This is a genomic window from Thalassospira sp. A3_1 (genome assembly GCF_017744215.1).
GTDB lineage: Bacteria > Pseudomonadota > Alphaproteobacteria > Rhodospirillales > Thalassospiraceae > Thalassospira > Thalassospira lucentensis_A.
The window spans coordinates 1-12,103 of the sequence record NZ_JAGHQQ010000001.1 but is presented as its reverse complement, the minus strand read 5'-3'; the positions used below and the strand labels follow the sequence as shown (position 1 = coordinate 12,103).

Annotated in this window: 10 protein-coding genes; 3 read left to right on the top strand and 7 right to left on the bottom strand. The window is 54.9% G+C overall.

Annotated elements, in window-relative coordinates; genetic code table 11:
* Nucleotides 1-114 precede the first annotated feature (114 nt).
* Nucleotides 115-339 carry a 50S ribosomal protein L31 gene (rpmE, locus tag J7395_RS00050; RefSeq protein ID WP_062953430.1) on the bottom strand — a complete coding sequence of 75 codons (225 nt, stop codon included), beginning with the start codon at nt 337-339 and terminating at the stop codon, nt 115-117.
* Between the two features lie 281 nt (nt 340-620).
* On the opposite strand from rpmE, the gene cyaY reads away from it, so the two are divergent.
* Both cyaY and J7395_RS00040 read left to right on the top strand, forming a co-directional pair.
* Entirely contained in the window at nt 621-953 is a 333-nt protein-coding gene (gene cyaY / locus J7395_RS00045; RefSeq protein WP_062953431.1) for an iron donor protein CyaY, read from the top strand.
* A gap of 45 nt (nt 954-998) precedes the next feature.
* Nucleotides 999-2,795, top strand: a complete 1,797-nt coding sequence (locus J7395_RS00040; protein ID WP_209220151.1) for an ABC transporter transmembrane domain-containing protein — start codon at nt 999-1,001, stop codon at nt 2,793-2,795.
* 88 nt (nt 2,796-2,883) lie between these two features.
* Here the strand turns inward: J7395_RS00040 and J7395_RS00035 are convergent, their stop codons facing one another.
* From J7395_RS00035 to J7395_RS00015, 5 genes are all read right to left on the bottom strand, one after another.
* Nucleotides 2,884-4,194, bottom strand: coding sequence for an FAD-binding oxidoreductase (locus tag J7395_RS00035; protein ID WP_209220150.1), 1,311 nt, complete (start codon nt 4,192-4,194; stop codon nt 2,884-2,886).
* Nucleotides 4,195-4,244: 50 nt separating this feature from the next.
* Complete coding sequence (locus J7395_RS00030; RefSeq protein WP_007092404.1) at nt 4,245-5,015, bottom strand: amino acid ABC transporter ATP-binding protein; 771 nt, start codon at nt 5,013-5,015, stop codon at nt 4,245-4,247.
* Nucleotides 5,012-6,355: an amino acid ABC transporter permease gene (locus J7395_RS00025; protein WP_209220149.1), complete on the bottom strand. Its 1,344-nt coding sequence runs from the start codon at nt 6,353-6,355 to the stop codon at nt 5,012-5,014. The genes J7395_RS00030 and J7395_RS00025 overlap by 4 nt, the downstream gene beginning before the upstream one ends.
* A 3-nt stretch (nt 6,356-6,358) precedes the next feature.
* On the bottom strand, nt 6,359-7,561 hold the full coding sequence (locus J7395_RS00020) for an ABC transporter permease subunit (RefSeq protein WP_209220148.1): 1,203 nt from the start codon (nt 7,559-7,561) through the stop codon (nt 6,359-6,361).
* Nucleotides 7,562-7,629: 68 nt separating this feature from the next.
* Nucleotides 7,630-8,670 (bottom strand): amino acid ABC transporter substrate-binding protein, encoded by a 1,041-nt coding sequence (locus tag J7395_RS00015; protein WP_097052977.1) that lies wholly within the window; start codon nt 8,668-8,670, stop codon nt 7,630-7,632.
* Between the two features lie 188 nt (nt 8,671-8,858).
* Here J7395_RS00015 and J7395_RS00010 point away from each other — a divergent pair, with 188 nt between their 5' ends.
* Nucleotides 8,859-9,779, top strand: a complete 921-nt coding sequence (locus tag J7395_RS00010; protein WP_209220147.1) for a LysR family transcriptional regulator — start codon at nt 8,859-8,861, stop codon at nt 9,777-9,779.
* Between the two features lie 44 nt (nt 9,780-9,823).
* Here the strand turns inward: J7395_RS00010 and J7395_RS00005 are convergent, their stop codons facing one another.
* A complete protein-coding gene (locus J7395_RS00005) occupies nt 9,824-11,029 on the bottom strand; it encodes a peptidoglycan DD-metalloendopeptidase family protein (RefSeq protein ID WP_062958467.1) in 1,206 nt (401 codons plus the stop codon).
* Nucleotides 11,030-12,103: the final 1,074 nt, after the last annotated feature.

Here is a 12,103-nt window from a genome sequence, read left to right as displayed (position 1 = left end):
ATAGCTGGGTTGCACGTCATCCTGATTTTGCAGCCGGAAAAGAAAAACGCCCGCAGCATCGTAAAGACGCTAGCGGGCGCTGATCCCATAGATCGCCAGAAAGGCGAACTTTGCTTAGTTACCGATATTGAAACCGGCGAAGCGTTTTTTGAACTTCGCGAGCTGACCGCCGCTGTCGAGCAGACGATGAACACCAGTCCAAGCCGGATGGCTTTTCGGATCGATGTCAAGCTTCAGAACGTCGCCCGGATTGCCCCAGGTCGATTTGGTGGTGAAGCTGCTGCCGTCCGTCATCTGAACGGTGATTTCATGGTAATCGGGATGGATGTCTTTTTTCATCGCCTATCACTCCGGAATTTGAAGCGCGGTGTATAAGGTAAAAAATCGACCTATGCAACCCCTGTCTCCGGGAATTCTTGGATAAACCGGGATTAAGGGGCGCGACCGGCATTTTTGATCCCGGTTTATGGTGATATTGCACACTATTCGGGGCATTAATCCGCATCATCTGCATGATGCAGACTTGCGCGAGACTCTTTATATAGTATGGTGCGCCAGCATATAGAATTGTCGCCTTGCCAGGGGGCGTTTAGCCCCTTTTGACAGACGGAGTGTTGATCGTGGCCCTTGATGAAACCCGCTTCCATCAGCTTGCTGATGACACCATTGAAACCCTTTCGGATCATATTGATGACGAGATGGGGGACGATATTGATGTCGATCTGCAATCGGGAATCCTGACGATCGAGCTCGACTCGGGTGAACAGTTCATCATCAATAAACACGGCCCGAACCGTCAGATCTGGATGTCCTCGCCGGTCAGTGGTGCCAGCCACTATGATTTCGATGAAGACAATGAAAGCTGGACGTCTACCCGCGGCTCGACGACGCTGACCGATCAGCTTTCGGCTGATCTTGCAGTCAAGACGGGGCGGCGTCTTGATCTCGACTGATCGGGACCCGGAATTGGCAGGAAAAGCGTAAACTGGAAGGTTGCCGTGGCATTGAATCCCCGTACTTCACCCCGTCTTGCAGACAGGGACTCCAGTCGTAATTTCTCCGCTCTTCGCGCCATTATCCCCTTCGTTCGGCCCTATCGCTTGCAGGTGGCCGGTGCAATGGTCGCACTGGTGATTGCCTCTGGCACGGTTCTGGCGCTTGGCAGCGGGTTGCGCATGCTTGTCGATCGGGGATTTGCCGATGGCAATGCCGACCTTCTTGATCAGGCGCTTTTTGTTCTGTTTGCGGTCACCCTTCTGATGGCCGGGGCAAGCTATGCCCGATTCTTTCTGGTGTCGTGGATCGGGGAGCGCGTGGTTGCCGATATCCGTTCGGCGGTTTACGCCCATATCATCCGGCTTGATCCGGGTTTCTTTGAAGTTACCCGCACCGGTGAAGTCCTTTCGCGCCTGACGACCGATACGACCCTTTTGCAGGTCGTGATCGGATCAAGTGTGTCGATCGCGCTTCGCAATATCCTGATGTTTGTTGGTGGCCTGACCATGCTGGCGGTGACCAGCCCCAAGCTGACAGCGCTTGTTCTGCTCGTCGTGCCGCTGGTGGTTGTGCCGATCATCGGCTATGGGCGGCGGGTGCGCCGCCTCTCGCGCGAGGCACAGGATCGCATCGCCGATGTCAGTGCCTTTTCCGAAGAATCGCTCAATGCGTTGCGCACAGTACAGGCCTATACCCACGAAAAGATCGAAAGCGACAAGTTTGACGGCTTCGTCGAAGGGGCGTTCAAAACCGCGATTTCGCGTATTTCGGCGCGGGCGCTTCTGACCGCGGTCGTCATTGTCATGGTCTTTGGCGCGGTGGGCACGATCCTGTGGATCGGGGGGCATGACGTGCTCGATGGCACGATTTCGGCCGGCGATCTTTCCGCCTTTGTGTTTTATGCCATCGTGGTTGCGGGCTCGGTCGGCGCGATCAGCGAAGTGATCGGTGATCTGCAACGTGCCGCAGGGGCGGCCGAACGCCTGATGGGGCTGCTTGAAACCAAACCGGCCATTGCCGCACCGGCAAACCCGGTGCAGATGCCCGAAAAACATCTTGGCCATGTCAGTTTTGAAAACGTCACTTTCCATTATCCGGCGCGCCCGGATCGTTCGGCCCTGACCGGTTTTTCGCTGCAGGTCAGACCGGGGGAAACCGTGGCGCTTGTCGGCCCGTCGGGTGCTGGCAAAACGACGGTGTTCCAGCTGTTGCTGCGATTCTATGATCCGGCAAGCGGGGTTATCAAGGTTGACGATGTCGATATCCGCACCGCCGATCCGGTATCGGTCCGCGAACGGATCGGTCTTGTCGCCCAGGACCCGGTGATCTTTGCCGCCAATGCGTGGGAAAACATCCGTTATGGCCGCCCGGATGCGTCCGATGAAGATGTCCGGGCCGCCGCCGATGCCGCCCATGCGACCGAATTCCTTGATCGCCTGCCGGATGGTTTTGACAGCTTCCTTGGCGAAAAGGGTGTGCGTCTTTCGGGCGGGCAGCGGCAGCGCATCGCGATTGCGCGTGCGATCCTGCGTAATCCGTCGGTTCTGCTGCTGGATGAAGCCACCAGTGCGCTGGATGCCGAAAGCGAACAGGTGGTTCAGAAGGCGCTTGAAACCATCATGAAAACCCGCACCACGCTTGTGATCGCGCACCGTCTGGCAACCGTGCTGCATGCCGACCGGATCGCGGTGATTGATGATGGCAAGCTGATTGCGGTGGGGACCCATCAGGAGCTTCTGGAATCCAGCCCGCTATATAGCCGACTTGCCAAATTGCAGTTTGAACGGGATGCGGCCTAGGCGGAACAACCGGGTATGGATTAAAAACAAAGGGCGGTCCCATGAGGCCGCCCTTGTCACATTTCCAAGGGGGGATTAAAGCCGCCCCCTAAAACCCAAGTCGATCCGCCAGACTGTGCCATTTCATGATCGCGGGCAGGAACCATGGATGGCCGGTATAGAAGGGGCGGGTCTTGAAGGGGAATTCTTCAAAGATTGTGTAGCCTTCGGCCTGATCGAGCACCTTTTGCGCAATCTTGCGTCCGAAGTAATTCGCCCGTCCCACACCCGATCCGCAATAGCCCATGGCATAATGCATGCCATCCATTACCCCGATATGCGGAACATGATCGAACGTGTAGGCGATTTTGCCCGACCAGACGTAATCAAGTTTTGCGTTTGAGAGCTGTGGGAACAGGCGCGTCATGAAGTTTTGCAGGTATTTATGATATATCTGCGGGCAATCACCATAACCAAGCGACCGCCCGCCAAACAGGATGCGTTTGCCATCGGGGGAGGGGCGGTAATAGACCGACAGGCGTTCGGTGCTGCCGTGACAGCGCAGTTTGGGGGATACCGACCGGATGACGGATTCCGGCAATTCTTCGGTGGCGATCATCGCGGATCGGATCGGAATCAGGCGGCGTTTGAATTTACCAAACGGCCCGCCCGTATAGCCGTTGGTCGCGATGATGACATGATCGGCGGTGATTTTCTTGTCATCGGTGCTGATGATGAACTGGCTGTTGTTTTTGATCACCTGACGTACGGGACTGTGATCACACAGCAATGCCCCGTCGCGCTTTGCAATTTCACACAGGCCCTGAAAAAGCTTGGCCGGATGAACCGCACCATCGGTCGGATAAACCACGCCGCCATAATAGGCGTTTGATCCGACTTCCTCACCCTGTTGGGCGCGGCTGATTTCAATCGCGGGGAAGTCGACAATCTTGGCGATTTCGCTGGCCTGTTCGATCAGACCGGCATAGTGAGCGGGGTGACTGGCGCCGCGAAAACGGCCGCATATCTGAAGGTCGCAATCGATCTGTTCGTCGCGAATGAAATTCACCAGCCAGTTAAAGGCAGACAGACTTTCGCGGATCGTGGCGTGAACCTGTTCGCGGCCATATTGGCGTTCAAGGCCATTTTCCCCCAGCTTGCTGAAGCTTGGGCCAAGCATCCCACCATTGCGGCTGCTGGCACCGTTGCCGAACGCGTCGGCTTCGAAAACAACGACTTTCTGCCCCGCGCGGGCAAGGGTGATGGCGGCCGAGATGCCGGTATAGCCCCCGCCGATAATTACGGTATCGGCACGGTCGGGAAGATCGCGATGGTTGAGCGATGTTTCGGGTTTTTTCGGCGTGATGGCCGCCTGCCAATAAGGCGCATGGATATAGTTCGATGAATGTTTTGCCAACATCTCGATGTGTTCCGTTTCAGGGCGTGTATCGGGGATTAGGGGACTAGGACCTACAGAATGTGATTGAGGAACTCCCGCGTGCGATCCCATTGCGGATGCAAGAGGACTTGCTCAGGTGGGCCAACTTCAACAATTTCGCCGTCCTGCATGAACACCACGCGGTCCGCAACCTGACGGGCGAACTGCATTTCGTGGGTGACACACACCATGGTCATGCCGGTTTCAGCAAGCTTGACCATCACATCAAGCACCTCTTTGACCATTTCTGGATCAAGGGCGGATGTCGGTTCATCAAACAGCATGATTTTCGGATCCATCGCGAGTGACCGCGAAATCGCCACGCGCTGCTGCTGGCCGCCGGAGAGCTGCCCGGGGAAGCGATCCGCAAGATGCTCGATGCCAACACGTTCAAGCAATCCCATGGCGATATCACGGGCTTCGCTTTCGGTTTTCTTGCGCAACCATGTCAGGCCAAGCGTGCAATTCTGTAAAACCGTCAGATGGGGAAACAGATTAAAGTTCTGAAATACCATGCCCATGGTTTGATGAATGAACCGGTCGCTTTTCTGATCGCGGGCAAGTTCCTGCCCAAAGACGCAAATCCGGCCCTCCTGATATTCCTCCAGATGATTGAGGCAGCGGATCAAAGTGGACTTGCCGGAGCCAGAGGGGCCGCAGACAACCATGATCTCCTGCTCGCCAACGGTCAGGGAGACGTCACGCAATGCATGATAGGATCCAAACCATTTGTTCAGGTTATCGATTTCAATGGCCGGACGGGACAGTTTGCCTGCCGGTGCCTGAGGATCGGACAGAGTCATGAGCGATGCGCTTTCAGTCGTTTTTCAAGGTTCAGGCTGTATTGCGACATGCCGTAGCACATCACGAAGAACAGGATCGAAATCAGGGCAAGCGGCTCTGTATGAAGACCGATCCAGTTTTTGTCGTTGGAGATATTGCGCGCCATCAGCATGATATCGAACAGGCCGATGATCGAAACCAGGGTCGTGTCCTTGAGCATGCTGATAAAGGACGTCATGATGTTGGGGATCATCAGCCGCATCGCCTGTGGCAGAATGATCAGGCCCATGGTCAGCCAATATCCAAGCCCCAGTGTCTGGGCGGCTTCATATTGGCCGTCGGGAATAGCCTGCAGCCCGCCGCGAATATTTTCGGCCATATAGGCCCCGGCAAACAGGCAAACCGCAAACAGGACCTGCGAGAGTTTGTCGGGCTCGGCACCGCTTGGCAAAAAGATCGGCAAAAGGGTGACAGCCATGAACAGAACGGTAATCAGCGGCACCGCGCGTACCAGTTCGATCAGCATCATCGATAGCCAGTGAATGACTGGTAGTTTCGAGCGTCGCCCGAGTGCCAGCAGAATGCCAACCGGAATGGACATGGTAATCGCAAAGGACGCGATGATCAGTGTGAGGAACAATCCGCCCCAATGATCCACCGGAACCGGTTCCAGATGCACCTGCGCCAGTACGAGGCCGCAAAGGATTGACAGAACGGCCCAGACCAGCAGGAAGCCGTTCATATATTGCCCGCGACGTATCAGCCTTGACGTCAGCGGGGTCACCATTTCCGGCAGCGAAGATTGCCCGGCCGCACACAGCATCCAGTTCAGATAAAGCAGGATGAAGTAGCCCGCCGCCAGCGACGTAAAGACCATATGAATGATCCCGACATGTTGCCCGCAGGTGCCGCCAAGGAACATATAGGCCCCAAGAAACGGATACAGCGTGATCCAGCTGATCAGGATGGAATTGCGATAGGCAATGCGCCGGGTCATCAGGGGCAATAACCACAAAAGCCCCATGATGACACCGCCATTGACGCGCCATTGTTCTTCATCCGGATAACGCCCGTAAATCAGGCCGTTAAACCAGTCGATCACACCGGCCCAGCAGGCGCCATCCGGGCTGATATCCATGCATTCGCGCCGGGTGGCCGCATTCCACACCGCGTTGAAGACAGCCCAGTCCAGAAACGATTTCGCGACATAATAGATCAGCACGAGAACCGAGATGGTCAGCAGGCTGTTGCCGATGCTGTTAAAGCATTGCTTTTGAATGCGACGCAGCAGGTTTTGCTCGTTCGTGGCCGGAAGGCGTGGCGGGGTGGGAACGAAATGTTTGAGATCCTGTTCAGACATTGCTTACCTCGCCTTGATTTGCATATGGGCGTTATATTTGTTGAGCAGATACGAAATGATCAGACTGACCACGATGTAAAAGCCCATCACCATTGCAATGATCTCGATCGCGCGCCCAGTCTGGTTGACCGATGTCTGCATAAAGACCGACACCAGTTCGGGAAAGCCGATGGCAACGGCAAGCGACGAATCCTTGGTCGCGACCAGCCAGGAATTGGCAAGCGGGGGAATAATGGCGCGAACGGCCTGCGGAATCAGGATCAGGCGAAGCGTTTGAAACCGTGAAAAGCCGATGGTCGCGGCGGCTTCATGTTGTCCCTTGCTGATGGATTCCATGCCCGCACGCACGGTCTCGGCAATGGCGGCGGACCGGTAAACCGTCATTGCGATAAAGGCCGCGCCAAATGCCGAGGGCAAAAACATGCCGCCCTCGATATTGAAGCCCTGCAACGCCGGGACGGACCAGCGCAATGAACTGCCAACGATCAGGGCCATGCCACATAACACAATTCCCCAGAGGGCAAAGGCAATCCGATACGAACGGCTGACCGATCCGTTCTGGCGTTGCTGGCGACGTATGCCACGCAACAGGAACCAGAGGGTGCCAAGCAATATCAGGCTTCCGGCTGCTATCAGCCAACCGGACATATCGGTGACGGCGGATGGCATGTAAAAGCCGCGATTGTTCAAAAAGACCAGTCCGGCAAATCCGTAACCGCTGCGCGGTGGGGGTAGGGCGGAAAAGACGGTGGTGAACCAGAAAATAATCTGGATCAGCAGCGGGACATTGCGGACCACCTCGACATAACAGCGCGCCAGTTGCGATACCAGCGGGTTAGGGGACAGACGCAAAATGCCAACAATGGTGCCGAGAATGGTGCCAAAGACAATGACACAGAATGACAGGAACAGGGTGTTGACGATCCCGACCAGAAAGACCCGCCAATAGCTCATGCTCGGGTCATAGGCGATCAGGCTCCAGCTAATGTCAAAGCCGGCGGTCGTTTGCAGAAAGTCAAACCCGAAACTCAGACCGAGCCTGTCAAGGTTCTGCGCAGAATTTGAAAACAGATACAAAAGAGTTGCCAGCACAAGGCCAAGCGTTGCGGCCTGAATGACCACACCACGTGTTGAATCCTTGTTCAGGCAGGAAAAAATACTGTGCGCAATGCCGGGTTTTGGATGCGATGGCGAAACAAAGTTCATACCGGATAACCGTTGGAATGTGGGGCATTCAGGCAGGCTGGATCACCAGCCCGCCTGAACGTACGGAATTAACGGAATGACTTTGCATACATCAGGCCGCCATCCTGCCAAAGGGCATTGAGCGTACCTTCGCGGTCCAGACCGAGAATGCTGTCGGGGCCGACATTGCGTTCATAGATTTCGCCGTAATTGCCGACATTCTTGATGACCTGATAGGCCCAGTCCTGCGGCAATCCGAGGCCGACATGCAGATCGCCTTCGACCCCCAGAATACGACGGATGATCGGGCTTTCCGAATTGGCGCGCATGTCATCAACATTTTCCGAGGTGATACCGTATTCCTCGGCGGCAACCATCGCCTGGAAGGTCCATTTCACGACATTGGCCCATTCGCTGTCGTTCTGTTTGACCGCAAATGACAGGGCTTCCTTGGAAATGGTTTCGGGCAGAACAACGTAATCTGCCGGGTTCGGTGCGGCGGAACGCTGTGCTGCAAGGCCGGACTTGTCATTGGTCAGCGCGTCGCAGTTATCGTTAAAGAACGCAGTGTTGCGCACGGCCGAATCATCGAAAACAACCGTTTTCAGGTCCAGACCATGTGTCCGGCTGTAATCGGCAAGGTTCAGTTCGCTTGATGTGCCGGTCAGCACACAGACCGTCGCACCTTTAAGTTCTTTGACGGACGTGACACCAAGGTCTTTGCGGACCATGAAGCCCTGACCGTCATAGAAATAGGTATCAAGGAAGTCGAGGCCCTGGCTTACATCACGTGACAGCGTCCAGGTCATGCCTTTGGAAAGGATATCGCCCTTGCCGCTTTTGATCGTGGTAAAGCTTTGTGCCCACTGAACCGGCAGGAAGTTGACTTTGCCTGCATCTCCGAAAACGGCTGCGGCAACGCCACGGCACATATCGATGTCCATGCCCTGCCATTCACCTTCCTTGTTCAGGCTGTAAAAGCCGGGGAAGGAATTCCCGATCACACAGCTAACACTGCCGCGATCCTTGACGGTCTGAAGTGTCGATGTGCCTTCTTCAGCCTGACTGGCCGACGTCTGGACGAAAATCATGGCTGCGCTCACAGCCAGAGCCGAGGCAAATTTATTCATTATGCTTCCCTGATTAAGGTTCTCGTTGATGCTGTCTCTGCAAATCGGTTTTCCGTATCGCGGTCTTTCATGCTGCTGCATCAGACGCGATTTCCGGCCCCGCGCAAAAATCGTCGTGATCCTAGGATAAGAATAGAAATAATGGTATTGAATGTTTCTGATGGTTTGATAACTTTGAGTTATGATCTATGAATATCAAGCGCTTACGGATATTTCACGAGGTTTTTGTCACCGGAAGCATCACCCGCGCAGCCGAGCGAAGCTTCGTCAGCCAGCCCGCCGCCAGCAAGATGCTGGCGAATTTCGAGGCGGAAATCGGCTACAAGCTGTTTGTGCGGCATAACGGTAAACTCCTGCCGACCGATGAAGCGCACTTTCTGCATGATGAAGTTTATTCAATCCTGCAGGGGCTTAGTCATCTTGAAGACAGTCTGAAAGCGGCGCGCAATAATAAGGGTGGGCGTTTGCGGATCTGTTCCATCTTTGGCCCTGCCTATCGCTTTCTGCCTGAACTGATTGCCGATTACATGAAAAAGAATCCCGGTGTTCAGGTCAGCCTCCATCATGCCGGCTGTTCGGTAATCCGGCAGGGAGTGGCATCCGGGCAATATCAGATCGGGCTGGTGGATAAATCGGAAAGCTCGCTTAGTCATGAATCGGTTTCGATGGATTTGCCCTGCTTCTGTGCTGTCCCACTTGATCACCCTGCCGCACAGCTGGATGAAGTGACATTGGCAGATGCCGGAACATCCCCCTGGATCACGCTTGATTCAGAAAACGCCACCACGCGGGAATTGCGCAGGGCCTATGACGATGCCGGGATCGCGTTCAATCGTATCATCGAGGTGCATACGACGGTTCACGCCATGTCGTTTGTAAATCTCGGCATGGGTTTGACACTGGTTGATGCCCTGAATTGCCGCTATTTCAGCGATGCCTTTAATTTTCCCAACATCCGGTTGCTGCCGTTTCGTCCCCGCATTATGGAACCGCTGGAAATCATTACATCCAACGTGCGGCCGCTATCCGGGGTTGCTCGTGATTTCTATGACGGTCTTGTTCTTGAACTGGGTAAAATTCTGGCTGTTGAACAGGCACCAAAAGCATAAAGCCCGCCAAAGGGCGGGCTTGCGGGGGTTTCAGAAATGGCTGTTTACTCAGCGCTGGCAACCTTGCGGTTATGGAGGGAAAGCTCGGCATATTGTCCGCGGAGCCCTTCTGCCTTCGCCTGGAAGGTCTTGAGTTCGTCACCCTTCAGGGTCTTGCCGCTTGGCATCTTGACCTTGATCGGATTGACCTGTGTATTGTTTTTCAGGATTTCGAAGTGAAGGTGGGGTCCGGTTGAAGCACCTGTGGTGCCGACATATCCGATCACATCCCCTTGTTTGACCCGCGAACCCTGTTTGAGGCCCTTGGCGAAGCCCTTCATGTGGGCATAGGCAGTGTCGTATGAATCATTGTGGCGCAGACGGATATAGTTCCCGTACCCGCCATTGCGACCGATTTTGGCAACGGTACCGTTACCGGCCGCAAAAATCGGGGTCCCTGGCGGGGCGGCAAAGTCCACACCCTTGTGCATTTTGGTAAAGCCGAGAATCGGGTGCTTGCGCGCGCCAAAGCCCGATGACAGACGTGCACCGTTGATCGGGGTCCGCATCAGGGCACGACGATACGATTCGCCCTTCTGGTTATAGAAGTCGATATCGCCATTGCTGTCCTTGTAGGAATACAGACGGACATTGTTGCCGCTCAGCGTCATGCTGGCATAAACGACATCGCCATAGCGAACCCGTTCGCCCGACTCATTGCGCAGTTCTTCGAACATCACCTCGAAACTGTCACCCGGCTGGATGTCGCGCTGGAAGTCGACCTCATAGGAATAAAGCTCGATCAGTTCCATCAGCACCGAAAGCGGCATGCCGTTCTTTTCGGCGGCAAGGAACAGGCTCTGATCAATCACACCGGACGAAACATTGCGCACAGGGGTCAGTGCGACCTTGTCACTCGAGGCGGTAAAGCCGTCATCGGTACGGGAAACCAGAACAACGGTTTCGGGATCAGGCTGGAAACGCAGGGTATCAAAAAGGTCGCTGTCACCGTCGACATCGCTTGCGTAAACAAGGTCGAATTCCTGGCCGGCGCGCAGTTTGCGGGGATTGTAAACATCGCGCAGCGCTTCGATGGCGTTAAAGGCAACCGACCGTTCAAGGCCCGCTGCGGTTAAAGTTGCCATCAGGTTGGAACCTTTTTCGAGCACAACCGTTTCAAGACGGGGCTCGTTATCGGGCAGGTTGGCCGTTTCGGTCACACTGGATGGGGGAGAAGCGCTTAACTCGCTTTCAGCGGCATTGGCTGACAAAGCGGTATCCGAAGCGTTGGAGTAATGGTCAGAGAGGATGAAACCGGCAGTCCCCCCCAAGATTGCCATGATGGTGGCAATAGATACCAAGTCTCTTCCGGCCATTGCCGCAGAACTCCCCTAGAACTAATAATGCAGTGTGCCCAACGAGTTGCTCTTTGCGGCAACATCGGCACGAACCTTATACAAAAAAGACTCGTAAATGTGAAATGCCAATTCACCACTGGTTGGGCACCATCCCGTTAAGGCCATGATGCCGGGATATGGTTTACGAACCGTTGAAATGAATAAGGCAGGATCTTCACAAGAACGACGCTGATCTGAATGGCGAGAATGGCAAGAAAATGGCAGCGTGTTAACCATTTAAATTCACACCTTTTGTCGATGCGTATGATCGCGGGCCAAAATGTGTGCCGGTATCTGCGAATCACCATCCTGAATGCCGCGCTGCCGGGGCCGGACGGCATCCGGCGCATTCCGTGATTCGTACTCTTATATATATGTGTGCAAATCGCCAGTGACGGTCCGGTGTTTTGGCGCGGGCTTTTCGGGGCAAATCTGATTTCACGATGGCCCGTTATATATATGTGTTCGCAAAAGACGGCCGGGGTGGGGTGAAGGGCTGTGGATGTCCGTTTTGTGCTGTGCAAAATGGTGGCGCGGTGGTGCCAAGGGTGAAACGGCTGTTTTCTGCGGTTGGCTTAATCGGAGAAATGCAATTCCTAACCATATGGTCAAAATGATGCTGCGGCGCACTCAATCAGACAGTGATATGGCGGGCTGCGGCGGGAATTAAGGGAAAACCGGCTTTCCAACTTTTTGTATTTTTAGCGCATTTTTTTCCAAAAAAGGGTTTGACAGTTCCTTGGGTGCGGCCTATAACCCGCCTCCACCGACGGGGTGCGGCGCCAGCAAGACGGCGACGCGGACTTGGAGGTTGAGGGCTTCGGCTCTAGAGTTCTTTGACATTGTTGATCAGTAGGAAGGGATGCGCGGGCAGCGTTATGGCGCAAAAGTCTGTGCATCCTGGAGACGACGGACCGGTTTGGTTTAGGCCAGATTGGTTTGTGGTAA

What these genes read in the sequence shown, in the direction of transcription:
- J7395_RS00010 (WP_209220147.1), top strand. Translation starts at nt 8,859, where the DNA reads ATGAATATCAAGCGCTTACGGATATTTCACGAGGTTTTTGTCACCGGA.
- J7395_RS00035 (WP_209220150.1), bottom strand. Translation starts at nt 4,194, where the DNA reads ATGTTGGCAAAACATTCATCGAACTATATCCATGCGCCTTATTGGCAG.
- rpmE (WP_062953430.1), bottom strand. Translation starts at nt 339, where the DNA reads ATGAAAAAAGACATCCATCCCGATTACCATGAAATCACCGTTCAGATG.
- J7395_RS00020 (WP_209220148.1), bottom strand. Translation starts at nt 7,561, where the DNA reads ATGAACTTTGTTTCGCCATCGCATCCAAAACCCGGCATTGCGCACAGT.
- J7395_RS00030 (WP_007092404.1), bottom strand. Translation starts at nt 5,015, where the DNA reads ATGACTCTGTCCGATCCTCAGGCACCGGCAGGCAAACTGTCCCGTCCG.
- J7395_RS00015 (WP_097052977.1), bottom strand. Translation starts at nt 8,670, where the DNA reads ATGAATAAATTTGCCTCGGCTCTGGCTGTGAGCGCAGCCATGATTTTC.
- J7395_RS00025 (WP_209220149.1), bottom strand. Translation starts at nt 6,355, where the DNA reads ATGTCTGAACAGGATCTCAAACATTTCGTTCCCACCCCGCCACGCCTT.